The 26,749-nt window shown below is 61.9% G+C and carries 18 protein-coding genes; 9 read left to right on the top strand and 9 right to left on the bottom strand.

The window, feature by feature from the left end; all coding sequences use genetic code 11:
- The first annotated feature begins 88 nt into the window (after positions 1 to 88).
- Entirely contained in the window at positions 89 to 2,530 is a 2,442-nt protein-coding gene (gyrB, locus tag B2M20_RS01260) for a DNA topoisomerase (ATP-hydrolyzing) subunit B (protein ID WP_079445281.1), read from the top strand.
- A 56-nt stretch (positions 2,531 to 2,586) separates the two neighbouring features.
- On the opposite strand, the gene B2M20_RS01255 is transcribed toward gyrB, so the two are convergent.
- Together B2M20_RS01255 and B2M20_RS01250 are read right to left on the bottom strand one after the other, a co-directional pair.
- Entirely contained in the window at positions 2,587 to 3,153 is a 567-nt protein-coding gene (locus B2M20_RS01255; protein ID WP_079445305.1) for a PAN domain-containing protein, read from the bottom strand.
- 225 nt (positions 3,154 to 3,378) lie between these two features.
- Positions 3,379 to 4,749: a glutamate--cysteine ligase gene (locus tag B2M20_RS01250; RefSeq protein ID WP_079445280.1), complete on the bottom strand. Its 1,371-nt coding sequence runs from the start codon at positions 4,747 to 4,749 to the stop codon at positions 3,379 to 3,381.
- 645 nt (positions 4,750 to 5,394) lie between these two features.
- Between B2M20_RS01250 and B2M20_RS01240 the strand changes: the two genes are divergently transcribed.
- The 3 genes from B2M20_RS01240 to B2M20_RS01230 all read left to right on the top strand — a co-directional run bounded on the left by B2M20_RS01240 (position 5,395) and on the right by B2M20_RS01230 (position 10,479).
- The gene (locus B2M20_RS01240; protein ID WP_079445304.1) at positions 5,395 to 8,586 is read left to right on the top strand and encodes a tetratricopeptide repeat protein; all 3,192 of its coding nucleotides are present in this window, start codon (positions 5,395 to 5,397) and stop codon (positions 8,584 to 8,586) included.
- Positions 8,587 to 8,767: 181 nt separating this feature from the next.
- Positions 8,768 to 9,694: a sulfite exporter TauE/SafE family protein gene (locus B2M20_RS01235; protein WP_079445279.1), complete on the top strand. Its 927-nt coding sequence runs from the start codon at positions 8,768 to 8,770 to the stop codon at positions 9,692 to 9,694.
- Between the two features lie 2 nt (positions 9,695 to 9,696).
- Positions 9,697 to 10,479 carry a TIGR02186 family protein gene (locus B2M20_RS01230; protein ID WP_079445303.1) on the top strand — a complete coding sequence of 261 codons (783 nt, stop codon included), beginning with the start codon at positions 9,697 to 9,699 and terminating at the stop codon, positions 10,477 to 10,479.
- Positions 10,480 to 10,498: 19 nt separating this feature from the next.
- Here the strand turns inward: B2M20_RS01230 and B2M20_RS01225 are convergent, their stop codons facing one another.
- From B2M20_RS01225 to B2M20_RS01215, 3 genes are all read right to left on the bottom strand, one after another.
- Complete coding sequence (locus B2M20_RS01225) at positions 10,499 to 11,773, bottom strand: NRAMP family divalent metal transporter (protein WP_244553369.1); 1,275 nt, start codon at positions 11,771 to 11,773, stop codon at positions 10,499 to 10,501.
- A gap of 189 nt (positions 11,774 to 11,962) precedes the next feature.
- The gene (gene pdeM / locus B2M20_RS01220) at positions 11,963 to 12,703 is read right to left on the bottom strand and encodes a ligase-associated DNA damage response endonuclease PdeM (protein WP_079445277.1); all 741 of its coding nucleotides are present in this window, start codon (positions 12,701 to 12,703) and stop codon (positions 11,963 to 11,965) included.
- A 63-nt stretch (positions 12,704 to 12,766) separates the two neighbouring features.
- The gene (locus B2M20_RS01215; RefSeq protein WP_079445276.1) at positions 12,767 to 15,289 is read right to left on the bottom strand and encodes a ligase-associated DNA damage response DEXH box helicase; all 2,523 of its coding nucleotides are present in this window, start codon (positions 15,287 to 15,289) and stop codon (positions 12,767 to 12,769) included.
- A gap of 294 nt (positions 15,290 to 15,583) precedes the next feature.
- On the opposite strand from B2M20_RS01215, the gene B2M20_RS01210 reads away from it, so the two are divergent.
- Positions 15,584 to 16,945 carry an outer membrane protein gene (locus tag B2M20_RS01210; RefSeq protein ID WP_079445302.1) on the top strand — a complete coding sequence of 454 codons (1,362 nt, stop codon included), beginning with the start codon at positions 15,584 to 15,586 and terminating at the stop codon, positions 16,943 to 16,945.
- A 316-nt stretch (positions 16,946 to 17,261) separates the two neighbouring features.
- Here B2M20_RS01210 and B2M20_RS01200 read toward each other — a convergent pair whose 3' ends face one another.
- The gene (locus B2M20_RS01200; protein ID WP_139372802.1) at positions 17,262 to 17,444 is read right to left on the bottom strand and encodes a hypothetical protein; all 183 of its coding nucleotides are present in this window, start codon (positions 17,442 to 17,444) and stop codon (positions 17,262 to 17,264) included.
- 163 nt (positions 17,445 to 17,607) lie between these two features.
- Between B2M20_RS01200 and htpX the strand changes: the two genes are divergently transcribed.
- From htpX to B2M20_RS01185, 3 genes are all read left to right on the top strand, one after another.
- Positions 17,608 to 18,528, top strand: coding sequence for a zinc metalloprotease HtpX (gene htpX / locus B2M20_RS01195; RefSeq protein WP_079445273.1), 921 nt, complete (start codon positions 17,608 to 17,610; stop codon positions 18,526 to 18,528).
- Between the two features lie 169 nt (positions 18,529 to 18,697).
- Positions 18,698 to 19,780, top strand: a complete 1,083-nt coding sequence (locus tag B2M20_RS01190; RefSeq protein ID WP_079445272.1) for an OmpA family protein — start codon at positions 18,698 to 18,700, stop codon at positions 19,778 to 19,780.
- Positions 19,781 to 19,962: 182 nt separating this feature from the next.
- Positions 19,963 to 22,782, top strand: a complete 2,820-nt coding sequence (locus B2M20_RS01185) for a hybrid sensor histidine kinase/response regulator (protein ID WP_079445271.1) — start codon at positions 19,963 to 19,965, stop codon at positions 22,780 to 22,782.
- 136 nt (positions 22,783 to 22,918) lie between these two features.
- Here the strand turns inward: B2M20_RS01185 and B2M20_RS01180 are convergent, their stop codons facing one another.
- Positions 22,919 to 23,587: an MBL fold metallo-hydrolase gene (locus B2M20_RS01180; RefSeq protein ID WP_079445270.1), complete on the bottom strand. Its 669-nt coding sequence runs from the start codon at positions 23,585 to 23,587 to the stop codon at positions 22,919 to 22,921.
- Positions 23,588 to 23,877: 290 nt separating this feature from the next.
- Between B2M20_RS01180 and B2M20_RS01175 the strand changes: the two genes are divergently transcribed.
- Positions 23,878 to 24,369: an MmcB family DNA repair protein gene (locus B2M20_RS01175; RefSeq protein WP_079445269.1), complete on the top strand. Its 492-nt coding sequence runs from the start codon at positions 23,878 to 23,880 to the stop codon at positions 24,367 to 24,369.
- Positions 24,370 to 24,490: 121 nt separating this feature from the next.
- On the opposite strand, the gene B2M20_RS01170 is transcribed toward B2M20_RS01175, so the two are convergent.
- Positions 24,491 to 25,045 carry an ActR/PrrA/RegA family redox response regulator transcription factor gene (locus B2M20_RS01170; RefSeq protein ID WP_079445268.1) on the bottom strand — a complete coding sequence of 185 codons (555 nt, stop codon included), beginning with the start codon at positions 25,043 to 25,045 and terminating at the stop codon, positions 24,491 to 24,493.
- Positions 25,046 to 25,134: 89 nt separating this feature from the next.
- The gene (locus B2M20_RS01165; protein ID WP_079445267.1) at positions 25,135 to 26,475 is read right to left on the bottom strand and encodes an ActS/PrrB/RegB family redox-sensitive histidine kinase; all 1,341 of its coding nucleotides are present in this window, start codon (positions 26,473 to 26,475) and stop codon (positions 25,135 to 25,137) included.
- Positions 26,476 to 26,749: the final 274 nt, after the last annotated feature.

Raw genomic sequence — 26,749 nt, 5'->3', positions numbered from 1 at the left:
GCTAGGCGCGGTGCCGCTTTCATGCCAGAAATAGACTTCTCAGCCGCATGTACCGCATACTTCTCGGGACACCTTCTGAAGGCCTTTCATGATCGAACCTGCCCGGCAGCAAATTGCCGATACCGAATCTGGCACGCCAATCGAATATGGCGCGGAATCGATCAGGGTTCTCAAGGGCCTCGACGCCGTGCGCAAGCGGCCGGGCATGTATATCGGCGATACCGATGACGGCTCCGGTCTGCACCATATGGTCTATGAAGTGGTCGACAACGCCATCGACGAAGCGCTGGGAGGACATGCCACCGCCGTCGAGGTCATCCTCAACGCCGACAATTCGGTGACCGTACGCGACGACGGTCGCGGCATTCCCGTCGACATTCACAAGGGTGAAGGCGTTTCCGCGGCTGAAGTCATCATGACGCAACTGCACGCCGGCGGAAAATTCGATCAGAATTCCTACAAGGTCTCCGGTGGATTGCACGGCGTCGGCGTCTCTGTGGTCAACGCGCTCTCCAGCAAGCTGATCCTGCGCATCTGGCGCAAGGACAAGGAACACTTGATCGAATTCGCCCATGGCGATGCGCTGGCGCCGTTGAAAGTCGTCGGCGACGCCGGCGGCAAGCGCGGCACCGAAGTTACCTTTCTCGCATCGACCGAGACTTTCACCAGCGTCGAATATGATTTCGCCACGCTGGAGCATCGCCTGCGCGAACTCGCGTTTCTGAACTCGGGCGTCAACATCCTGCTCTCGGACATGCGACACGCCGTCGAGAAGCGCGAGCAGATGATGTACGACGGCGGCGTCACCGAGTTTGTCAAATATCTCGACCGCAACAAGAAAGCGATGGTACCGGATCCGATCATGATCCGCGCCGACATGAACGGCATCAATGTCGAGGCGGCGTTGTGGTGGAACGACAGCTACCACGAGAATGTCCTGTGCTTCACCAATAACATTCCGCAGCGCGACGGCGGCACCCATCTGGCCGGATTCCGCGGCGCGCTGACGCGGCAGGTCAACGGCTATGCCGAAGCCATGGCCAAGAAGGAGAGAATCGCGCTGACCGGCGACGACTGCCGCGAGGGCCTCACCGCAGTGCTTTCGGTGAAAGTGCCGGACCCGAAATTCTCGTCACAGACCAAGGACAAACTGGTGTCGTCGGAAGTACGGCCCGTGGTCGAGAACGTCATCAATGAGGCGCTCGCCGCCTGGTTCGAGGAACATCCCACCGAGGCGAAGCTCATTGTCGGCAAGGTTGTCGAGGCCGCTGCCGCCCGCGAGGCCGCGCGCAAAGCGCGCGAACTGACGCGGCGTAAGGGTGCGCTCGACGTCGCCTCGCTCCCCGGCAAGCTCGCCGACTGCCAGGAACGCGACCCGGCGAAGTCGGAACTGTTCATCGTCGAGGGCGACTCGGCCGGCGGCAGCGCCAAGCAGGGACGCAACCGCGAATTCCAGGCCGTCCTGCCGTTGCGCGGCAAGATCCTGAACGTCGAACGCGCGCGCTTCGACAAGATGCTGTCGTCGGAGCAGATCGGCACGCTGATCACCGCGCTCGGCACCGGCATCGGCCGCGAGGATTTCGATCTCGCGAAGCTGCGCTATCACAAGATCATCGTGATGACCGACGCCGACGTCGACGGCGCGCATATTCGCACGCTGCTGTTGACCTTCTTCTTCCGCCAGATGCCGGCGCTGATCGAGGCCGGCCATCTCTATATCGCACAGCCGCCACTCTACAAGGTGACCCGCGGCAAGTCCGAGCAGTACCTGAAGGACGAGCGGGCGCTGGAGGACTATCTGATCGAGACTGGCCTCGACGACTGCGTGTTCAAGCTCGCCACCGGCGAAAACCGCGGCGGACGCGATCTGCTGGCGCTGGTGGAGGACGCCCGCGTGATCCGGAACGTGCTGCAGAATCTGCATAGCCGTTACAACCGCGAGGTGATCGAGCAGGCGGCTATCGCCGGCGTGATGAATCCGAGGATCACCGAAAATCTGGCCACTGCCAACGCCGCCGCCGATTACATCGCGAAGCGGCTGGACGCGCTCGCCGACGAAGTCGAACGCGGGTGGATCGGCCGCTTTGCGGAAGGTCAGGGCTTTTTCTTCGAGCGCACCGTGCGCGGCGTCAAGGACGTCGCCATCATTGACGACGCGCTGCTTGGCTCGGCCGATGCGCGCAAGCTGGATGAATACGCCGCGAAGCTGCAGGACGCCTATCCGCGGCCCGGCCTCTTGCGCCGAAAAGATACGGAAACCGCGATCCATGGTCCGGTCAGTCTGTTCGAGGCGGTGACCGACTCAGGGCGCAAGGGCGTGGCGCTGCAACGCTACAAAGGCCTCGGCGAGATGAACCCGGACCAGCTCTGGGAAACCACGCTCGACACCGGCGAGCGTACCCTGCTGCAGGTGAAGATCAAGGAGGTCGACGAGGCCGACGACATCTTCACCAAGCTGATGGGCGATGTGGTTGAACCGCGTCGCGAGTTCATCCAGGACAACTCGCTCAGCGCCAATGTGGACGTATGAATCTGCGGCGTCTCAAAAGGCGCGTCCCGGCCCAGCACGGATAGCGATTGCGCGAGCTATCGCACGACACCGGACGTGAATCCGGGTCTACGATGCGGCGGTTTGATTTCCTTTTTCAGGAAGCATCGCGCGGCTTTGCCGGCGTATCCCGGCCGCGCATAGGTCCAGGCCCGGCACTTGCTATCGGTATCGCAGGCATGCCTGCAAATCTGATCCGCGTCGGCTCTATCGTCTTTCTTGACTTCGAAATTGCGATAGTCGCCGCCCGAGCGATCGGTGGAGGTCTCCACCGGACCGATCCGTCGCTCGATCACGCCCGCGCCGCGAACGCCGGACACGCAACACCGATTCGCGATCCGCGGCGGTACGGCGTTCTTGAGCCAGCACACCGCGGTTTCCGACCGTTCGGTGGGATAGCTGAAGCTCCAGGCTCGGCAGTGGCGGTCGCGTTCGCATGCCAAGCCGCAATCGGCCGGATCGCCCGAGCGCAGCGGCGCCCGCAGATAGTCAGCGCCCGGTCGATCGAAATTCGTCTGGGCATAGGCCGGACGCGTCGCCGGAACGGAGATCGACAACAGTGCTGCCAGCAGCGTCAGGCCGACCTTGGGTGCATAGGCTTTCATCACGTGCCGCAAAACGACGTATCCCGAACAAGGACGTGCGCGGATGGGCTTCATTAAATCGCGACCTCGATGTACGTCGGATGAACAATTGCCGCGAAACAACCCGCTGACCCAATGATCCCTCGATTCGGCAGAATCGAATCTCCCACACCCGCAAAGCAAACGGAACGGATTTGTATTTGTCGCCCGTTCCGCCGCCTGTTCGCGACGCGACCCAAGGCTCCTCTAAAAAGCGTATTCGCTATAGGCGGGTTCCACGGACCCAGCCCACGCGCCGTTGAACTTCTCCAGCATCTCTTCTGCCGGAGAGCGGCCCGAATCCAGAATTTGATCGAGCGGCTCCAGATGCCGCGACTCATCGCGACCGAAATGGTCGATACGACCGCGCCGGCGCAGGCCTCCATGCGCCAGCATAAGGCACTCCTTGGCAATTTCGAACAGATAGCGATTCTTGATCCGAGCCTTGAATCCCAAGCGCGAGACGTCATCGCGCCACGCCTGCCGTTCCTGCGCGTTCCAGCGCTTCGCGATGTCCCACGCGGCATCGAGACTGGCGTCGTCATAGAGCAAGCCGACCCAGAACGCCGAAAGCGCCGGCAGACGCGCCCAAGGCACGCCGTCGGCGCCGCGCATTTCCAGATACCGCTTGAGCCGCACCTCCGGGAAAATTGTCGACAGATGATTGGCCCAGTCCGAAAGAGTCGGCCGTTCGCCGGGGATGGCCTTATTCCTGCCGTCAAAAAAATCACGAAACGATGAGCCGGATACGTCGATATAATTTTCGCCGCGTTTGACAAAATACATGGGAACGTCGAGCGCGTAGTCGACCCAGCGTTCGAAACCCATGCCGTCCTCGAACGCCCAGGGGATCATGCCGGCGCGAGCGTTGTCTGTGTCGCGCCAGATTTCCGAACGATACGACAGGAAACCATTCGGTTTTCCTTCGGTGAACGGAGAATTTGCGAACAGCGCCGTCGCAACCGGCTGCAACGCCACCGACACCCGCAGCTTCTTGACCATGTCGCTTTCGGACGAGAAGTCGAGATTGGTCTGCACCGTGCAGGTCCGAAACATCATGTCGAGGCCGTAGCGGCCGACCTTCGGCATGTAGTCGCGCATGATCCTATAGCGGCCCTTTGGCATCATCGGAATCTGCGCCAGCGACCACGAGGGCGTCATGCCGAGGCCGAGAAATCCAATACCGAGCGGCGTCGCGATCTCCTTGACCTGCGCCAGATGCGCTGCAAGCTCGGATTGGGTCTGATGCACTGTCTCGACCGGCGCACCCGACAGTTCGAACTGTCCTCCCGGCTCCAGTGAAATCGCACCGCCCCCGGTGACGTCATAAAGACCGATGATGTTGCCCTGCTCCATGATCGGCTCCCAGCCGAGCAGCAGTTGCATACCCTCGAGCAAGGCGCCGATGCCGCGCGACCCTTCGTAAGGCACCGGGTCGTGACCCTGAAGCGTGAACGGAGTTTTCTCGTGCTCGGTGCCGATGCGGAATTCGGACGAAGGCTTCACGCCTGCCTCCAGCCAAGCCACGAGTTCGTCGCGCGATTGCAGCGGCGTCATATCGATCTGGTCACGCGCCATGAAAGATCCCGATGCGGGGCGTTGCGATCGAGCGCACGCGGTGTCGGTTTAGAAGAGTATCGAGCCGTGGCCCGCAATCGCGAAAGATGAAAGAGACATCATCGCGCGGACGCACCGTCTCTCACTGCAAGCGCCTGAGCCTCATTGCAGGAACAACCGGGCCGGTCAAGCAGCCCGCAAAGCATTGCGGCGTCAACCGAGCGTTTGGAGCCGACTTGCCGCTCGACCGACGCCAGAATTCTGACGGACCCAGTTCGTGGTCGCTGACTATTCGTTTGCGGTGCAAAAGGTCGAGCACGAATCGGCTCGGCTTAAATGACCTGACGGCTCCGGAATGGCGCTCATTACTATTGGAAAATAATGAGAGCACCATCACGAAAACCCAGTCGCACGGTAGAACCGAAATCCAACAATCTTAGGTTGCAAAAAGAAAATCTACACACGCTTAAGGTGTTGATCCTGCACGTCACAGTCTCAAAATGACACTTTTGGCGAGCAGCGCCCCAGTCTTTAACTCCTTGTTTACCGTAACACGAAAAGGTTGAGCCTCGAGGGCGGGACCCGCGCCGGTTTGGAATTGTCTTATTCCAGACGGGCTCGGGGAACGTGAGGGCGCATCTTGCGCGGTCGACACTGGACGAAAGCATGAATTCGCGTGGATCGTCGAGCGACGACGGAATCGAACCATCCGGCCGCGAGGGGGCGGACGCTGCCGCGCGGCGCGCCGGCGTATCCCGCGACGACGGGCTCAGCCCCGACGCTGGCGGTTTCATACCGGGTCCAACGCAGCCGGTAGTCTCGAGCCAGGATGACCGCGACATGGCGGACATTCATCAGCGGCTGGATTCCATCACGCGCCAGATCGATCAGTTGTCGACCCCGGCCGCAAACGGCGAACCAGCGGTCGCGCGCCAGCTCAACGATGCCATTTCGCGGCTCGATGCCCGGCTCGCCCGGGTCGCCGCCCAGACACCCACAGAGAATACGCAGCAACATGCCTACAGGGCCGATCGAGGCGTAACCGAGGTTTACAATCGATCGTCATCACCGGAGCCTGTCACGCTCGAAGTTGCGATAGCGGAAGTCATCGCGCGTCAGCACGAACTCGATGAGACTTCACGCGCGTCGTCCTCATACAGCTCAGCACCTGCAGCCTCAGCGATGAGAACACCGCGACCGGCGGCGGATTTCTCCGGCCTCGAACGGCAACTGCTCAAAATCACGAGCCAGATCGAATCGTTGCAACGCCCGGACGGGATCGAGCAGTCGATCGCCGCATTCCGCATCGAGCTGGCCGGTCTCCGCCATGTCATTACCGAAGCTATGCCGCGCCGTGCAATCGAGCCGATCGAAAACGAGATTCGTTTACTTTCGCAGCGCATCGACGAGATCCGCCAGAACGGCAGCGATGGTCAGGCGCTGGCGAATATCGAACGCTCCCTCAATGAAATCCACGATGCGCTGCGATCACTGAAACCGGCGGAACAGCTCGCAGGATTTGACGACGCGATTCGCAATCTCGGCAACAAGATCGATACGATCGTGCGGGGCAGCGGCGATACCGGAACGATGCAGCAGCTCGAGAACGCGATCGGCGCGCTTCGCGGCATCGTCTCCAACGTTGCCTCCAATGACGCGCTGGTGCGGCTCAGCGACGAACTCAACATGCTGTCGTCTAAAGTTGATCAGCTCGGCCGACCTGAGAGCCACGGTGATTCTTTCTCCGCGCTCGAACAGCGCGTGGCCGCACTGACGGAGACCCTCGAAAACCGCGAAAGCACGGCCTCGGGCAGCAGTTCCGAACAACTTGAGGAGGCGGTGCGGGCGCTGTCCGAGCGTCTCGACCGGCTGCCGGCCGGCCACGACTCGTCCTCGGCGCTGGCGCACCTCGAACAGCGGGTCTCATTGCTGCTCGAACGCCTGGAGGCCGCCGGCGAACATTCAGGACCCAATCTTGGTCGCGTCGAGGAAGGTTTGCAGGACATTCTGCAATATCTGGAACGGCAGCAGGCCGGTCTGGCGGCACTGGCCGAGAACAGTCCACGAAGCGCCGGCCCGACCATGGACAGCGAGGTCGTCGAGGCGATCAAGCGCGAACTGTCCGAGATGCGCTTCTGCCAATCGGAAAGCGACCGTCATACCCAGGACTCGCTTGAGGCCGTTCACAGCACGCTCGAGCATGTCGTTGACCGGCTGGCGATGATCGAAAGCGACCTTCGCGCGGTTCGCGCCCAGCCCGTCCGGGCCGAGCCATCCCGCGACGGGATGCCGAAACAGGCGACAGGTCTGCCGCCCAAGCCGGAATTGCCGAACCCCGTGCTGTCGCAGATGGCCACGCAGTCCGCTCCGGCCGTCACCGCAACAGCGGCGCCGATCCCGCGCGCCATCGCTGACGTTCTGATCCCCAAAGACACCATCGATCCGGATCGGGTTGCGCAATCCGCGACCGCGCCCTCGCCGCATCCTGCGGTCGGCCCGGAGTTGCCGCCCGATCATCCACTCGAGCCTGGCACCCGTCCGGCAGGACGCACAGCATCGCCGTCGGAGCGAATCGCGGCCTCCGAAAGCGCGATCGGCGACGCCGCCGAAGCCTCACGCGAACAGTCCGGCTCATCATTCATCGCCGCCGCGCGCCGCGCGGCGAAGGCGGCTGCCGCCGCTGGGCCACCCCCCGACAAGGCCGGACGAACCAAGGTCGCCATCGAACCGGCACGTCCCGCCACAGGCGGATCGAATATCACCTCCAAGGTCCGCTCCCTGCTCGTTGCAGCGAGCGTGGTGGTCATCGTTCTCAGCAGTTTCAAGTTCGCGATGACGCTGCTCGACGGCTCTCCGCGCGAGACCCTCAGCGAGAGCGGCCCGGCCGCTCCCGTGACGAAGCCGCCAGCCGACGCCGGACCCGGCACTGAAACTCCGCCGTCGCCGTCGATGATCGCGCCCACACCGATCGACCGCCACTCGATGATTGCACCGTCGGCCGGCGACAGTGCGGCGCCGACCGCAAACCCATCAGACGCGACGCCTGCGAGCCAGCCGGAGACCACATCCGCCGACGTCACCGGTACGGTCCCGGACGCACACGCGCTCGAACCGGCTGCAACTCCGCCTTCCGAATCACTCCCCGAGAGCATCGGCGGCGCTACGCTGCGCACCGCCGCGCTCCATGGTGACGCCGCGGCCGCGTTCGAAGTCGGCGTTCGCTATGCCGAAGGCAAAGGCGTCACGGTCAATTACGACGAAGCCGCGAAGTGGTACGAACGGGCGGCGCATGCTGGCATCGTGCCTGCCATGTTCAGACTTGGCACCCTGCACGAAAAGGGACTCGGCGCGAGTAAGGACGTTGATACGGCGCGGCATTATTATATACAGGCGGCCGACCGGGGTAACGCCAAGGCGATGCATAACCTCGCCGTACTTGATGCCGATGGCGGCGGCAAGGGCGCCGACTACACGAGCGCGGCGCAATGGTTTCACAAGGCGGCCGAGCGGGGAATAGCCGACAGCCAATTCAATCTCGGTATTCTTTATGCTCGCGGCATTGGCGTCGAACAGAATCTCGCGAAATCGTACAAGTGGTTCAGCCTCGCCGCCGCCCAAGGCGACGTGGATTCAGGGCGCAAGCGCGACGAAGTCGCCAAGCGACTCGATCCGCAGTCGCTCGCTGCGGCCAAGCTGGCGGTTCAAACGTTCGCGCCCACGCCTCAGCCCGACGATGCCGTCAACGTTCCCAGTCCTGCCGGCGGATGGGACAGCGCGACCGCGAAGCCCCACGCCAAAACCGCGCCACGCAAGTCCGCGACGGCGACCCCGGCGATGGCGCGGCATATCGCGCATTAATCCAGCTTCACCAACTTCGGGTGTGACGGTGGGGCAGCAGGCCCGGCCGTCCTCAATTCTTTAACCCCGGCCGCCCATGATTTCGGTTATGCAGGGGTGCGGCTCGCGGCCGTGCCGCGACTGAAGGTCCAAGCTGCGAAAGGCGCCGGCCAGCCAGCAGCCAAATCCGAAGACAACGCGCGTGCAGCTTTATCTCCCGATCGCCGATATTCCGGTCAACGTGTTCCTCATCCTGGCGATGGGGGCAGCTGTGGGGTTCGTATCGGGGATGTTCGGCATCGGGGGAGGCTTCCTGATGACACCGCTGCTGATCTTTGTCGGCATCGCCCCGGCGGTTGCCGTTGCAACGGTCACTAGCCACATCGCGGCCTCATCTTTCTCCGGAGCGCTGTCCTACTGGCGCAAGCGGACAGTTGACCCAATGCTCGCGCTGGTTCTGCTGAGCGGCGGCATTATTGGAACCATATTCGGGGTCTGGACCTTCACGCGTCTGCGCTCGCTAGGGCAACTCGATCTTTTGATCGCGCTCTCCTACGTTGTGCTGCTGTCCGGCGTCGGCGCTGCGATGTCCTGGGAGGGGCTGCGCGCCATGCTTCGGTCCCGCAAAGGAGGGACCATTCCGCTGCGACGCGCGGGCGGCCATGGCTGGGTCCACGGCCTGCCGCTGAAAATCCGGTTCAAGCGCTCCAAGATTTACCTTTCGGCCATTCCGGTGATCGTCATCGGCCTCTTCATCGGCTTCATCGGTGCGATCATGGGCATCGGCGGAGGCTTCATTCTGGTGCCGCTGCTGATCTACCTGCTGCGCGTACCGACGTCGACTGTGATCGGTACCTCCATGATGCTCACCCTCATCACCATGACGTTCGCCACGGTGCTGCACGCCGCCACCAACCATCTCGTCGACGCCGTGCTGGCATTGATCCTGATGACCGGCGGTGTGACCGGCGCACAATTCGGCGCCCGGGCCGGGCAGCGCATCCGCGGCGAACACCTTCGGCTACTGCTCGGGCTGTTAATTCTGGCGGTCGGTGTTCGCTTCGCGATCGAACTGGGCATCCGACCCACCGATCTCTACGCCGTCCGCGAAGCGACGGGCGGCATATGAGGATGCGCGCAACATGGTCGGCCGGACTTGCCCTGTTGCTAGGGGTCATGCTCGGCGCGGACGATGCGCGCGCCGAGCACCTAATCGTCTCCGTATCGAACCATCGCGTCACCGTCACGCCGAACTATTCCGGCGAGGAACTGGTGCTGTTCGGCTCGATCGAGCGTGACGGCGGTGCGCCGCTTCCGTCCGCCGGCTACAATCTCGTCGTAACTGTCAGCGGCCCTCCCGCGGACATGATCACGCGCCGCAAGGAGCGGTGGTTCGGCATCTGGGTGAACGCCAATTCCCGGCAATTCCTCCAGGTTCCGGCCTATCTTGCGGTCTTCGCCGACCGGCCGCTGGACAAGATCGCCGCGCCGGACATCCTGCGCCAGCAGCGACTCGGACTAAACAACGTGCTGCTGACGCAGCGCGTCGGTCCCGACTACGCCGACGTGCTACCGAGCGATCCGTTCCGGCGCGCCTTCATAAGGCTGCGAAGCGAACAAGGGCTGTACCGCGAGAACACCTCGGCCGTGACTTTCCTGACCCCAACCCTGTTTCGTACCGGCATCCCGCTCCCGGCAGAGGTGCCGATCGGCACCTACACCATCGGAATCAAGCTGCTTGCCGGTGGCACGCTGATCGCAAAGACCGATACGGCGTTCGAAATCGTCAAGGTCGGTTTCGAGCAGTTCGTGGCCACCGCCGCCAAACAACACGGCCTGGTTTACGGCGTGGCGACGGCGCTTATGGCGTTGATGGCCGGCTGGATGGCATCGATCGTTTTCCGCAGAGACTGAGGGTCTTGGAGTCATATCCCTATAGCGCCCATGCGATCGCCATCGCCACTACACCGAACGCCATTATGGCGGTGGCGAGCCAACCGAGCCAATACAGCGGCCCCCCTACCCTAAAATTGCCCATGATCTCGTGGTGCCGCGCCACCAACATCAGCAGCACCATCACGGGCACCGCAAGCACACCGTTGATAACCGCGCTCCAGTAGAGCGCCTGGATGGGGTCTATGGGGGTGAAATTGAGGACAATTCCGATCGCCGCCGACAACGCCAGCACCGCGTAGAACGCAGCAGCCTCCTTTGGCTTGCGCGCCAGCCCGACCGGCCATCGTCGCCCCTCGCCAACGGCATAGGCCGCCGAACCCGCCAGCACCGGAATCGCCAGCAACCCGGTGCCGACAATGCCGAGCGCGAAAATCACTTCCGCGAACCGGCCCGCAATCGGCCGCAAGGCTTCTGCGGCCTGGGCCGATGTCTGGATGTCGGTCTTGCCGGTGGCATGGAAAGTCGCGGCGGCGGTGAGAATGATCGCGATCGCGATCAAGCTGGAGAAGGCCATCCCGACGATGGTATCGGCGCGGATGCGGTGGAATTCCTTTTGCGCGCCGTGATGCCTTTGGATCAGGGGCCGTTTTCGGGCATCGACACGCTGGTCTTCCGCTTCCTGCGAGGCCTGCCAGAAGAACAGATACGGCGAAATCGTCGTGCCGAGAATGGCCACGATGGTGGTGAGAAACGGCGCGCTGAACTCGACGCGCGGAATCAGCAATCCCGCAACCGCCTCACCCCAGGAGACATGCGCGACCGCGAGCGCGGCGACATAGGCGAACAGGCTCAGTGTCAGCCACTTCAGAACAGCGACATAGCGCGCGTAATCAAGAAAGATCTGCGCCACGACCGAGGTGATGCCGAACAGCAGCACGTAGGCAAAGGCGGGACCGCCGAACAGCAGCCTGGACGCATCCGCCATGGCGCCAAGGTCGGCGGCGACGTTGATGGTGTTAGCGATAAACAGCAGCGAGACGATGCCGTTCAGCAGGCTTGCGGGATAGTGGCGGCAGACGTTGCCAGCAATGCCGTGTCCGGTGACGCGACCAACCCGCGCGGAAATCTCCTGAATCGCTGCCATCAGGGGAAACGTCAGCAGCATCGTCCAGCTTGCTCCGTAGCCGAGCTGTGCACCCGTCTGGCTGTAGGTGCCGATGCCGGAGGGATCGTCGTCCGCGGCCCCGGTGATAAGGCCCGGCCCGAGCGTTTTGAAGACATCACGAAACGGCCGTAAAGGCGCACCTTTCATAGGTGGCTCGTTCCGGCGTCCACTTTCCATGTTATCCGCGCGTTGTCGCTCTTGAATGTGTGTCTTAGCTCCGACCGCGTTGACAACACGGACCGGCCGGTTCCGGTTCCCCGTCCGTCTGACGCCGCCGACGGCGAACGAGCGCCGCGCGGCATTGTCCGAGTGAAATGAGCCGCGGCGTCGCGGCTTTCAACAGCAGCGCGAGGCCGCGATCGCATGCATGTGGGCATAGCCGAGCACGTGCGCGGTGAAATCGGCCGAGAAGATTTTGGCGAACGCTCTGTCTCGGATGCTCAAGCCTCCCGCATAGGCGCCAAACGCCGGCATCACCATGCGCGCGCCATCGCTGGCGAAACAACGCCGCTCTATCGAACGACCCCGCGTCGAAACCCGCGCCTTGGGATGCAGATGACCTGCGATTTCGCCGAAAGCACCGGTCGGCTCATGGCGAAATACGATCTCACCCATCGCAACTTCTTCGGCGACAACGCCCCCGAGATCGGATGGCAACGCCGGATCGTGATTGCCCGAAATCCAGATCCAGTCGCGGCGCGCCTGCACAGCCGAAAGCGCCTCGCGGTCCAGTGCGGACAGGCGTTCATGCGCTTGGCTATCATGAAAGCTGTCGCCCAGCGCGATCACCGTACGCGGATCGAACCGTGCGATGACCGCAGCGAGACGACCGAGCGTCGCAACTGTATCATAGGGCGGCAGCAGCACGCCGCACATGGCAAAACTCGAACCCTTTTCGAGATGCAGGTCGGACACGACGAGCAAGCGTTCCCGTTCCCAGAACAGCGCGCCCGAAAGATCAGCCAGAAATTCGACGCCGCCGACAAGCACGGTCGCGCGGAACGGGACGTCGTTGATCGCAAGCACGCTCAAGAGATGATCCGAATCGGAAAGAGGCTCGTTGCTTTCATAGATCATGCGAACGATCTTCCGAAAAGAGCGGAGGCCATGGGAACACGGCAAATATGGACCGCGAGGACATCACCGCTCCATCGCCTCCTTGACGAGATCGTCGGCCGCTTCCGCGAGCAACTCGTCGGACGCCTCGCCATAAACCGCCTCGCGGCCGATTTCCAGCATCACCGGAACCGCCAGTGGCGAAATGCGATCGAGCGGCTTGTGGGTAATCCGGCCTTTGATCCGCGCCAGCATATCGCTCAAGCGGCGGATATCCAGCAGTCCGGTCGCAGCGTCGGCGCGGGCCGCTCGCAGCAGCACATGATCGGGTTGATGCTTGCGCAGCACATCGTAAACAAGATCGGTCGAGAACAAGACCTGCCGTCGGCTCTTTTCCGCCCCGGTGAAACGGCGGGCGATCAGGCCCGAAATGATTGCGCAATTGCGGAAGGTGCGCTTCATCAACGCGGATTCCGCAAGCCATGCCTCGAGATCATCACCCAGCATGTCCGGATCAAACAACGCATCGAGATCGAACCGGCGCTCCCGGATCATCGACGAAGCGTCCCCCAGCATCCAGATCGCGAGCGCATACTCGTTGGCGACAAAGCCAAGCGGTCGCGCACGCGCACGCTCCAATCGCCGCGTCAGCAACATGCCGAGAGTCTGGTGCGCAAGCCGGCCTTCGAACGGATAACAGACCAGATAATGCTTGTCGGCGCGCGGAAAGGTTTCAACGATCATCTCGCGCGCATGCGGCACACGCGAAAAATGTGACTGCAGCATCAACCATTCGCGCACCTGTTCCGGCAGGCCGCGCCATGCGCGCTTGTCGTCGAGCAGGTTGCGAACCCGCTCGGCCAGATAGGTCGAGAGCGGAAACTTGCCGCCCATGTAGGACGGCACCTTCGGGCTCTCGTCATTGGCACGCGAAACATAGACCTGATCCTCGGACAGCGCCTCGTAACGCACAATCTCGCCGCCGAACACGAAGGTGTCGCCGACGACGAGACCTTCAATGAAATATTCTTCGATCTCACCTAACATGCGGCCGCCACGCGCGATCGCGCCGGTCGAACCGGAACCGCCGTGCCGCGAGCGCACCAGCTTCACCTTCAGCATCGCCTCCTCGACGATGGTGCCGACGTTGAGGCGGTAGCTTTGTTTTACCTTCGGATTGGCGACGCGCCAGCGCCCCTCTTTGTCCTGCCGGATGCGGGCAAATCGTTCGTAGCTTTTCAGCGCATAGCCGCCGGTGGCGACGAAATCGATCACGCCGTCGAAATCAGCACGCGTCAGCGCCGCATAGGGTATGGCGGTTCGCACCTCGTCATAAAGCTCATCGGCGCGGAACGGCTCGCCGCAGGCGCAGCCCAGAACATGCTGCGCGAGCACATCGAGCGCACCGGAGCGCAACGGCGGCGTGTCCTGCGCATTTTCGTTGACCGCATCAATGGCGGCGCGGCATTCCAGCACTTCGAACCGATTAGCCGGCACTAAAACTGCGCGCGAGGCTTCATCAAGACGGTGATTGGCGCGGCCGATCCGCTGCATCAGCCGCGAGGCACCCTTGGGCGCACCAATATTGATGACGAGATCGACGTCGCCCCAATCGACGCCAAGATCCAGGGACGACGTGCAGACCACCCCGCGCAGCCGGCCATCCGTCATCGCCTGCTCCACCTTGCGGCGCTGCGCGACGTCGAGTGAGCCGTGATGCAGCGCGATGGCGAGACCGTCGTCGTTGATGCGCCAGAGATCCTGAAACAACATCTCAGCCTGGCTCCGGGTGTTGACGAACACCAGCGTGGTCCTGTTGCGCCTGATGAGATCGTAGATTTCAGTCAACGCATGACGCGCCGAATGTCCCGCCCACGGCAGCCGTTCGCTGGTATCCAGCATCTCGACAATTGGAGCGGCTGCGCCTTCGGCCTCGACAATGTCAGCCGAAACGGCCTTGCCTTCGGGCTGCGGCACCAGGAATCGCGCCAGCGACTCCGGTTCGGCCACCGTCGCCGACAAGCCGATCGTACGCATTCGCGGAGCGAGCAGCCACAGCCGGGCGAGCGCCAGTGACAACAGATCGCCTCGTTTCGAGGTCACCAGCGCGTGCAGTTCATCGAGCACAACGCGCCGCAACGACGAAAACAAAAACGGCGCATCGTCCGACGCCAGCAGAAGCGCGATCTGTTCAGGGGTAGTCAGCAAGATGTCCGGCGGATAACGCCGCTGCCGCTGCCGGCGTGACACCGGCGTATCGCCGGTGCGGGTCTCGACCCGGATCGGCAGATTCATCTCGGTGATCGGGGTTTCCAGATTGCGGGCGATATCGACCGCCAGCGCTTTCAGTGGAGAAATATAGAGGGTGTGAAGGTGCCTTCCCTCTCCCGCAAGGGGAGAGGGAGAAGAGATGTCCACCAGCGTGGGCAGAAATCCGGCCAGCGTCTTGCCCGCGCCGGTGGGGGCGATCAGCAGCGCCGAACGGCCGGCACGGGCCTTTCGCAGCAACGCCAGCTGGTGGGCACGCGGCGACCATCCCCGCGCCGCAAACCAGCGCAGAAAGCCGTCAGGCAGCAAGGGCTGCTTTTCGCGATCAGCGATTCCCACGCTCCGAGAAGGTAGGCCGTCCCGCCCGTCCGGTCGAGTTGGCGGGGATCGAAAGCGAATCAGCATCCCCCCGCAAACGGTCGGAGTGGGGTTCAGCGCGGCTTGGGAGGCGCGGACAAGCCGCGATAGGGTCCGGCATTGTTATGCCAGATGCTGATTTTGATGCTGATTTTGCAAGGTTTTCGCCGTCACCACATCATTCCCTATCAGGTGTGGCTACCGAACCACAGACAAGTTTCCCGCCGAAGCGTACAGTCTCGCGGTCATTTGCAGTCGGGGACCATCATAATGAAAATGAAAAAAATTCTGCTCGGCGTTCTGCTGGCCAGCACCGCGATGAGCGCCCAGGCGGCGGATCTTGCACCGCGGCCTTACACCAAGGCTCCGCCGATGGCTCCGGTCTATGACTGGACTGGCCTTTACTTCGGCGTGAACGCCGGCCTCGGGGTTGGTCGCAATCAAACCGTGCATAATTTTGGTCCCCCCGGGGCAATTTCGACGCATCTGCAGCCGCTCGGCGCGGTTGGCGGCGGCCAGATCGGCTACAATTGGCAGACCAATTCGTTCCTGGGCCCGATCGTATTCGGCGTCGAAGCTGACCTCCAAGGCGCCGACATGACCGACACCCGGACCAATTTTGTCGGCGCGCTCCAGTATAATCAGAGACTCAACTGGTTCGGCACGGCGCGCGGCCGCGTCGGTCTGGTTAACGGTCCGATGATGACCTACCTAACCGGCGGTTGGGCCTACGGTAACGTTGGCACCACAGTCATTCAAGGTGGCGTGCCGTCCGCGTTCGGCGGCGGACGCAGCGGCTGGACCTGGGGCAGCGGCGTCGAAGCCGCGCTCGGCGGCAACTGGACCGGCAAGATCGAGTACCTTTATCTCGATCTGGGTAACCAAGCCTTCGCAGGTCTTCCCGGTCAGGCGCTGCGTTCCGAGCTGCACGAGAATATCTTCCGCGCCGGCGTGAACTATCGCATCGGCGGCCCCGGCAGCCCGTACGTACCGACAGTCACGGCAAACTGGAACGGCCTGTATATCGGCGGCAATGCCGGCGGCGGACTCGGTCGCAACCGCAACACCATCTCCGATGCGGCTGGAAATCCGCTCGCCCGATTCAATCTCGCGCCCAGCGGCTTCATCGGCGGCGGCCAGATCGGCTACAACTGGCAGGCTGGTAACATCGTCTTTGGCCTCGAGACCGACTTCCAGGGCTCGACCCTGGAGGACAACAAGACCTGCTTCGGCTGCGTGCCGGGGGCTTCTGTCAATTTCAATTCGAAGCTGCAGTGGTTTGGCACCGCGCGCGGCCGCCTCGGCTACGCCATCGGACCCTCGATGTTCTACGCGACCGGCGGTTTCGCCTATGGCAACGTCAAGACTGCGCTCAACAATTTTAGCTTCTCCAACACCCGCACCGGCTACACCGTGGGCGGTGGCATCGAGACGCCGCTTCCCATCGTGAACCTGTTCGGCGGCCCCCTGTTCGGGCCGAACTGGACCTCAACGACGGAATATCTCTACGTCGATCTCGGCCGTTCACGATTCAATATCGGTGGCGGGCCGTTCGTAATGAGCACCGGCGCGGAGGAGCACATCTTCCGCACCGGCCTGAACTATCACTTCAATACGCCGACGGTCGCAAACTACTGATCGGAAAAGGCCAGGGTTTCAAAGTCCTGGTCTGACGGAATAAATCTTGGGGGAGTGGGCAAGAAAGCCGCATCGCATCGCGATGCGGCTTTCTTCATGAACCGGTCGCGAGCGAAGTGGAATCCGGTTCGCGTGAAAAAAACGCGTCAAATCAAAGACTCTAGCCAGGCAGCGCTCTTGCTCCGCGACCGAAGCTCTGCGGATGCGCTGTCCTTGCGCAAGGCCTTACGATCGTAATATGCGGCACGGTACGGGTCCGGCCAAAGGCAGTCCGTTATTCGGCGGAAGCGGAAATAGCCCTCGCGCCATAACCCCATCACCTGATCCAAGCCCCTTTGGGGCCGACCTTCTCGCCATTACCGAGTCCGATCACGCCGTCCGTTTCGGGACCGCGACCTTCGAGCTTGTCGCTCCGGATCTCGCCGGATGACTCGGAGCTTCGGAGCGCTGGAATGGCGACGTTTCTGGTCCTGGAATTGGCGGGAGCGTCGCAGGCCATGCCTATGCCGATCCTGAACCAGATTTGGCCAGCTGATCGCTTCATAGAAGAAAAATCGATCTATCTGGCGCCGCGACGGGCCGCCGCACTTGCGCGCCCTGATACGCAATTCCCATGTTCTGGATGCCGGCCACCAAATCCGGTGAGGGTTTCGAGAGGTTTAATGAACTATTTCCGTACTGCGATCCTGCTGGCGGGGCTCACCGGCCTGTTCATGGGCGTGGGCTATTTGATCGGCGGCGCCAGCGGCGCGACGATAGCGCTCGTCGTCGCCGCCGCGACCAATATCTTCGCTTATTGGAACTCCGACCGCATGGTGTTGTCGATGTACGGCGCACATGAGGCCGATGCCGGCACCGCGCCAGACCTGCACCGGCTGGTGTCCGAGCTTGCTGCGCGTGCCAGCCTGCCGATGCCGCGCGTGTTCGTGATGGACAAACCGCAGCCCAACGCTTTTGCCACCGGCCGCAATCCGGAGAATGCCGCCGTGGCGGTGACGACGGGACTGATGCAGTCGCTCAGCCGCGAGGAACTGGCCGGCGTGATCGCGCATGAACTTGCGCATATCAAACATCACGACACGTTGCTGATGACCATTACTGCGACCTTCGCGGGCGCGATCTCGATGCTGGCGCAGTTCGGCATGTTCTTCGGTGGTAACCGCGACAACAACGGCCCCGGTATCATCGGCTCGCTGGCGATGATGATCCTCGCGCCGCTCGGAGCCATGCTGGTGCAAATGGCGATCAGCCGCACCCGCGAATACGCCGCCGACGAGATGGGCGCGCGCATCTGCGGCCAGCCGATGTGGCTCGCTTCGGCACTGGCCAAGATCGACAATGCCGCGCATCAGATCCCAAACATGGAGGCGGAGCGCGTGCCCGCGACCGCGCACATGTTCATCATCAACCCACTGTCGGGACACGGTATGGATAACCTGTTCGCGACTCATCCCTCGACCGAAAACCGCATCGCCGCATTGCAGAAGCTCGCCGGGCAGTCCGGCGAAGGTCTTGCCCCCCGCGCGGCGCCTGACTCCCGCGGCCCCTGGAACAGTGGCCCTCGCCGGGGTCCGTGGGGTTAAGGAGCCGCAGTCCGTCAAGTATTGAGCAACGGTAATCAGCGCGGTCGGGCGAGTCCGACGGCGCACGTCCATCGACTCCTTTTCCCCAGCGATCCTTCGACACGATAGTCCCTTGTCAGAGAACAGCCAATCGGCTTGGTGTGATGCTTTGCCATGGAGATTTCATAGAATGCTCAAGCAGATTGCCATGCTGACTGTTGCGATCGGTTTATTCGGTGCGACCGCGGCTCGCGCCGACGCTGTCATTCCAACCAAGGATATTGCCGGCGCCAGGGATAACGCGCTGCTGAAGCGTTACGACGGCTCGTTCATCGTGAGCTATGAGCGCCTCGCCTTCACCGATTTCAAGGTGCCGCTGTCAAGGCTTGAGAAGGCGGGCGACGATCAGCGCGATCGGATGAACAATCAGGTGTTCAAACCGAAAAAGGAAATCGAAATCGAGGGCGCGCGCACTCGTATTGCCTATCTGCTACCGGCCGGACGCTCGCCGCTGGAGGTGTTGCGCAACTATCAGGACGTCGTGAAGGAGGCCGGTGGCGAAATCCTCTACACTTGCAAGAAGGAAGAATGCGGCGGCGATCCCGAGCGCTCCAGCGAGGGCGGCGGCGGCGAAATGAGCCTCATGATGTATTTCGTTTACGCAAACCAGCTGAAGGACGCCGACTTTTCAAACGGCAAATGCGCGCTGACATCCCATGTCGACGATCAGCGGTTCTTCGCTGCGAAGATCCCGCAAGGCGGCGGCGATGCCTATGTCACCGTGCAAACCTTTCAGGTCGAGGACAACCTGTACTGCAAGGCATTTAATGAACGAACCGTGGCGCTGGTCCATATTGTCGAACCCAAGCCCCGCGAACAAAAGATGGTCGTGGTTAAGGCCGAGGAGATGGCGCGGAGCATCGGTACGACCGGCCGAGTCGCGCTCTACGGCATCTTCTTCGACACCGACAAAGCCGAGCTCAAACCCGAGTCCGGCCCCACGCTGGCCGAGATCGCAGGTCTGCTCAAGAACGACCCGAAGCTCGCGGTGCTGATCGTCGGCCACACCGACAATCAGGGCGCGTTCGACCACAACCTCGACCTGTCGCGGCGCCGGGCCGAGGCGGTAGTGAAGGTGTTGGCGGCAAACCACGGGATCGATCCGAAGCGGCTGCGCGCAGCCGGCGTCGGCATGATGGCGCCCGCCGCCTCGAATGACGCCGACGACGGCCGAGCCAGGAATCGCCGGGTGGAAGTGGTCAAGCTGAACTGACGGCTGTCCGTCCGCCGCGAGAGCGGGGCGCGACGTCGGCTCCGGGGGCGCCGGCGTCACATCCGCAAAAAAATAATTGGAACCAAAGGGAGGACAGCGCGTTCTGTGCCGATTGTGACCCGGTATGCGGCGTCATTGGGGTCACCCCTCCCGACGGGCTACCTAACAAAACTTGTCCATCAATGTTTGAGAAGGAAGGTGTCAGTTCCGGAGCCTTTCTCGCCGGAGGCGGGGAGATGGGTGATTTGACGCGCCGATTCGATTGGGCCTCTACATCGGTCGGCGCTTCCGATACCTGGCCCCAGAGTCTGCGCACGGCAGTCCGGATCATGCTGAACACCAACCACCCGATGTTCATCTGGTGGGGGCCGGACCTGATCCAGTTCTATAATGATGCCTATCGGCAGACCATGGGACCGGAGCGGCATCCCAGCGCGCTCGGGCAGAAGGGCAAAGAGTGCTGGACCGAGATCTGGGACATCATCGGCCCCCAGATCGAGCACGTCATGGCCGGCAGCGGCGCGACGTGGCATGAGGAGCAGCTTGTTCCGGTCACGCGGCACGGCAGGTTGGAGCAGGTCTATTGGACCTACGGCTTCAGCCCCATCGATAACGATGAAGGTGTTGGAGGCGTGCTCGTCGTATGCCGCGATGTCACGCGTGAACATTTTGCCAGACTTGCCTTGCAGGAGCGGGAGACCGAGCTCGCGCGCGTGCAGGCGATTGGACGGATCGGCGGCCTCGAAGTCGATCTGCGCACCGGGCATCGCAGTCGCAAGTCGCCCGAGTATTTGAAGATACATGGCCTTCCGCCCGAAGCCGTCCACGAGAATCGTGAAGACTGGCTTCGCCGCGTTCATCCCGACGATCGCGCGGTCGCCGAAGGGCAGTTCATCGATGCGGTGCGGGGCGGTGATCGCGAGTACGCGGTACGCTACCGTATCATCCGGCCGAGCGACGGCGCGACACGCTGGATTTCCGCCCGATCAGTGATCGAGCGCGATGCGGAGGGGAAAGCGCTCCGTCTGTTCGGCGCGCACATCGATGTCACCGACCAGGTCGAAGCGGAGCGTTCGATCCGCGAGCGCGAACAGGAATTTCGTACGCTTGCAGAGGCGCTGCCGCATCACGTCTGGACCGCCACGTCCGACGGCTCATTTAACTGGTTCAATCAACGCTTCTACGACTATGTCGGTAAAAAACCGGGCGAACTCAGCGGCTACGACTGGAGTAAGATCGTCCATCCGGAGGACGCATCGGCCGCTGCCGCCGCAAGAACCCGCGCGGTGAACAGCGGCGAACCCTATGAGATCGAGTTTCGGCTGCGGAGGTCTGACGGCAGCTATCACTGGTTTCTATCCCGCGCGGTGCCGGCGCGCGATGACGACGGTCGTATCACCCGCTGGATCGGCACCAACACCGACGTCCACGATCAGAAGCGGATCGCGGCAAAACTCGCCGAGTTGAATGCGACGCTCGCCGAGCGCGTCGAAGAAAAAACCCGCGAGCGTGACCGAATCTGGAACGTGTCCCGGGACTTGCTGCTCGTCATGGACCAGAACGGTATCTGGCGCTCCGTCAATCCTGCCTGGACCAGGACGCTCGGCTGGAGCGAAGCCGAGCTGATGGAGCGCACCGCCGAATGGATCGAGCATCCCGAAGATATCGTTAAGACCCGAGTTGAGGTCCGCCGCCTTGCACGCGGCAAGGCTACCGTTCGATTCGAAAACCGGCTTCGTCACCAGGACGGCTCGTACCGGTGGCTGTCCTGGACCGCTGTTCCGGATCAGGACCTGATTTACGCCGTGGCGCGCGATGTCACTGCCGAGAAGGCGGCTGCCGAACGGTTGCGGGCGGCCGAAGAAGCGCTACGTCAATCGCAGAAGATGGAAGCAGTCGGCCAGTTGACCGGCGGCATCGCCCACGACTTCAACAACCTGCTCACCGGCATCGTGGGCTCGCTGGATTTATTGCAGACGCGCCTCAATCAGGGGCGGACCGATCGCGCGGGACGCTACATCGAGGCCGCAATGACCTCCGCCAATCGGGCCGCGGCGCTGACGCACCGCCTGCTGGCGTTCGCCCGCAGACAGCCCCTGGTGCCGAAGCCGGTCAATGCCAACCAGCTGATCCTCTCGCTGGAAGACTTGTTGCGCCGGACGATCGGCGAGACCATTGAGCTGAAAATCGCCCCATCAAAACAGCTCTGGCCGACGCTGTGCGACCCCAATCAGCTCGAAAGCGCGCTGCTCAATCTCGCGATCAATGCACGGGACGCCATGCCCAGCGGCGGCAGGCTCACGATTACCACGGCGAACGTGACCCTCGAGGCCATCGAGTCCGGGGCCTCCGCCAAGCAACCGGGCGACTATATCTGCATCACCGTCGCCGACACTGGAACAGGCATGACCGCCGATATAGCGGCGCGCGCCTTCGATCCATTCTTCACCACCAAGCCGATCGGACAGGGTACCGGACTCGGCCTGTCGATGATCTACGGATTCGCCCGGCAATCGAATGGCCACATCGCACTCGACACCGTGCCGGAACGAGGCACATCGATCAGCCTGTCTCTGCCGCGCCATGATAGCATTGCCGAGGCTCATCAGGCGTCTCCCGTGAACAGGATCACCGCGACCGGGGAGACCGTGCTGGTGGTCGAGGATGAACCGGTCGTGCGCAGCATCATTGTCGAAATGCTGCACGATCAAGGTTATGTCACACGCGAGGCCGCGGACGGAGCGGCGGGCTTGCGGATCCTGCAACTGGACACTCCCGTCGATCTCCTGCTCACCGACATCGGGCTTCCGGGCATGAACGGACGCCAACTGGCGGATCAGGCGCGGGAACTCCGGCCAGATTTGAAAATCCTCTTTATGACCGGCTATGCCGACAATGCCGCAAACGCCAAAGGCTTCCTCAGGCCCGGCATGGACATGATCACCAAGCCGTTCGATCTCAGCCATCTTTCGCAGCGGGTCCGCGACATCATTTCCCGCTGATATCGGCTTGCGAGATGTGTGTCGGCACCATCCATCATCCATCGCCGTGGAGAGTGGCGGCGGTCCTGCGCATGGCGTGATCCGTTCTGTGTCGAGACCGACAGGCGATCACTCTTGGTCTCGAACCTGAGAGGAGTCACACGTTGCCGGTCAGGAACGGATTGCTTGCGCGCTCGTAGCCGATGGTCGACCCCGGACCATGTCCGCAGATGAAAGCAACGTCATCCCCAAGCGGCAACAGCTTGTCGGTAATCGACTTGATCAGCATGGCATGGCTGCCGCCTGGCAAGTCGGTGCGGCCGACGGAACCGTTGAACAACACGTCGCCGACATGCGCAAAGCGCATCTCCGGGCTGAAAAAAACCACGCTTCCCGGCGAATGGCCGGGACAATGAAGCACATCGAATGCAAGTTGGCCGAACTCGACCCGGTCGCCCTCCTCGAGCCAGCGGTCCGGGACAAAATTGCGCATTCCGGTCATGCCGTAGTGGCATCCGCTTTCGACGACATGGTCGAGCAGGAACTTGTCGGCGATATGCGGACCCTCGATGGGGACCTTCAGCACGTCGCGCAACTCCGCGGCGCCGCCCACATGATCAATATGGCCGTGCGTCAGCCAGATCCGTCCGACGCTCACACCGGCCTTTTTAATGGCGGCCCTGACAAGCGGAATATCGCCTCCAGGATCGATCACCACCCCATCCTTGGTGGCTTCGCACCACAACAGGGTGCAGTTCTGTCGGAACGGCGTCACCGGGATGATGGTGGCGCCGACTTTGGTGCTGCTTTGGTCGTCCCGGCTCATACGCGCACAATGCCGATTTTTACGGCCTCGCCAAGCGATTTAACGTCATCACCGGCGACACACCGAGCCTAGCGCGTACTCCGCAAAGGTGGATACCGTTTTGCGGTCAGAGTACGCACACGTTATTGATTAAGAGCATTTTCGTACGGCTAACCGGATTCCACTTAGCTGGAAAATGCTCTAAGCCCTTCCGCTTCTGACGGAATCAGAAGTAGTGTTCTATGGTTTTGATTTGACTCGTTTTCTTCACGCGAACCGGCACCCACGTCGCTCGAAGACGCTATAGTCGCATGGAAACGAATACCGCTCACATCGCCTTTGTGGCCCTGCCGGATCGCCGCCAGTCGGAGACCGCGCTGGCGATCGCGCGCGGGACCGGCAGACTTTTGCGATCGCTTGGATTTGCGTGTCTCAGCGAATTGTCGCTTCCGTCCGGGCGCCGTGCCGATCTCGTTGCAGTGAATGCACGCGGCGAGATCTGGATCGTCGAGATCAAGTCATCGGCCGAGGATTTGCGTGCGGACAGGAAGTGGCAGGATTACCGAGAGCATTGTGATCGCCTGTTCTTCGCTTTCACGCGCGATCTGCCGTGCGATATTTTCCCCGGCGATACGGGGCTAATCGTTGCAGACGCCTATGGCGCCTACTTGCATTGCGAGGCGCCCGAGCACCGCCTGTCGGCACCGACGCGCAAGGCGATGATGCTGCGCTTCGGGATCGCGGCGGCGCAACGTCTCAATCGCCTGGCCGATCCGCAGGGCTACACCGACGGTGAATTTTAAAGCATGAATGTGACTCGAGGGCGGCGCCAGCGCAAGGCGATAAGCCACTTCGCTCGAAACGCTGCGTCTGACTTAAAGCTGAACGGCTGTCGCCCCTTGAACGGAGGATAACAATTCAGTCTCAGCGAGGCGCGCGTTTCGCCAGAATACGTTGCAGCGTGCGGCGGTGCATGTTGAGCCGCCGCGCCGTTTCCGACACGTTACGACTGCACATCTCGTAAATGCGCTGAATGTGTTCCCAGCGCACGCGATCGGCGGACATTGGATTCGGCGGCAACTCGGATTTTTCTGTACCGCTGGCAAGCAGCGCTGCGACCACGTCGTCGGCGTCGGCAGGCTTGGACAGATAATCGATCGCCCCCATCTTCACCGCCGTCACAGCGGTCGCGATGTTGCCGTAGCCGGTTAGCACGATCGCTCGAGCATCGGGCCGCTCGCGCTTAAGCGCTGACACAACGTCGAGGCCATTGCCGTCGCCCAGCCGCAAATCGACCACGGCAAAAGCCGGCGCGGACTTTCCGATATGCGCAAGACCATCAGAGACGCTGCCGCATGAGGTCACAGTGAAGCCGCGCGTTTCCATGGCGCGCGACAGCCGCTCCAGAAACGGTTTGTCATCCTCAACGATAAGCAGCGAGCGGTCGGCTTGCGGGATAACGTCGGGGGTGGCGTTCACATTGATACCTCGCGTGATTGGTCTGAAATCATATGATCGCTGAACACCGCACCGCAAGCAATTGTTGCCCAAATCCACGGCCGCGATCTCTATCCTATTGTCTCCGCAATCGTTTTTGCTGTTTCAAAACGGACACGTGGCCACACAATCCTGACCACCGCGCCATGCTCAGGAAACTTTCGGTTCTTGAATGATACCTTAGCGCCGGTTCGCTCCAGCAAGGTTCGGGCGATAAAAATTCCAAGACCCAGTCCTGTACGTCCGCCCTGGGCATCGCCGGCGTTGCGACGGCGCGACAGATAAGGCTCGCCGATCCTCTTCAGAATGTCGGGGACAATGCCCGGTCCGTCGTCCGCAATGACGATCTCAACATTGTCTCTGTCCCACCAGGCATTCACTTCGACCGCGCTGCGGGCGAAGTCGACGGCGTTCTCGAGAATGTTGCCGACGCCGTAAAGGATCGCGGGGTTACGCATGCCGACCGGTTCGTGGTCACCTGCGGCCTCGATCCGGGTCTTGATGTCGATGCCGAAGTCACGATGCGGGGCAACGGTTTCCTCAATCAGCGTCGACAGCGGCATACGATCGAAGGGCGCGCCAGATGAGGACAGTTGCGCGATCTTGGCGAGAATATCGCGGCAACGCTGCGCCTGCTCCCGTACGATCCCGAGATCGCCGGCGAGCCGTTGTGGATCCTGAGCGCCATTCTCCTGCAAGGCTTTTTCCAGCTCGCGCGAAATCAGAAAGATGGTTGAGAGCGGTGTTCCGAGTTCGTGGGCGGCCGCGGCAGCAAGGCCGTCGATCTGGGTCAGATGCTGTTCGCGGGTCAGCACCAGTTCGGTCGCCGCCAGGGCGTCGAACAGCTTGCGCGCCTGCTCCGTCACCTGGAATGTGTAAAGGCTCGTGACACCGATCGCCAGGACGATCGATAGCCAGACTCCTATGAGATAGATCGGCGGCAAGACGAGCGGATTGGACGCATCCCACGGCAGTGGCAAATGCGTGAAGCCCAGGACCGTCGCGCAGGCGACCGCGAAGCCGCCGAGCGCCATGGTCATTTGCGTCGGCAAGGCGGTGGCCGAGATCAGTACCGGCGCCAGAAACAGATAGGAGAATGGATTCTGCAAACCGCCGGTGAAGAACAGCAGGGCGGCTAGTTGAGCAATGTTCAGCGCAAGCAGCGTTGCCGCATGCCATGGCTCGAGCCGCTTCATCGGATTGAAGCTGACTTGCAAAGCGAGATTGAGTAGCGACGACAACCCGACGATCGTCAAACAGGGAGCGGTTGGCAGATCGAACTCAAGTCCCTGCTCGACAACGAAGATCGCCGCGAGCTGCCCCAATACCGCAAGCCACCGCAGCCGCAAAAGAGTGTCCAGCCGGACGTAGCGGCGGGGGTGGCGGGAAACGGAAGCAGCAACGTCGGTCATTCTCGAAGACTAGAGCATCATTCTGAAAGGTGAGAACTGCTTTCGGAGAAGACATCTTAAAATAAAATGCGGAGCCGGCTTTCATTTCATGGGACCGGGCCAAGCCCGCATGAAATTTCCGAGACTGATAACACAGCGCCACCTTGCGCGGCATAGCAGCGTTCTGGCCTCAAACGAGGCCGGAAAGAGATTTTTTCCACCTCAGGTTTCTCTAAAAGCATCAACCTACTATATCTAGGCAAGCGGTGGATTGACGCTCTGTATCGCAACGGTC

This window comes from Nitrobacter vulgaris, from assembly GCF_002028545.1.
In the GTDB taxonomy this organism is placed as follows: Bacteria; Pseudomonadota; Alphaproteobacteria; order Rhizobiales; family Xanthobacteraceae; genus Nitrobacter; species Nitrobacter vulgaris.
Note: the sequence above shows the minus strand (reverse complement) of the source record. Positions and strands in the feature narration are given on the sequence as shown.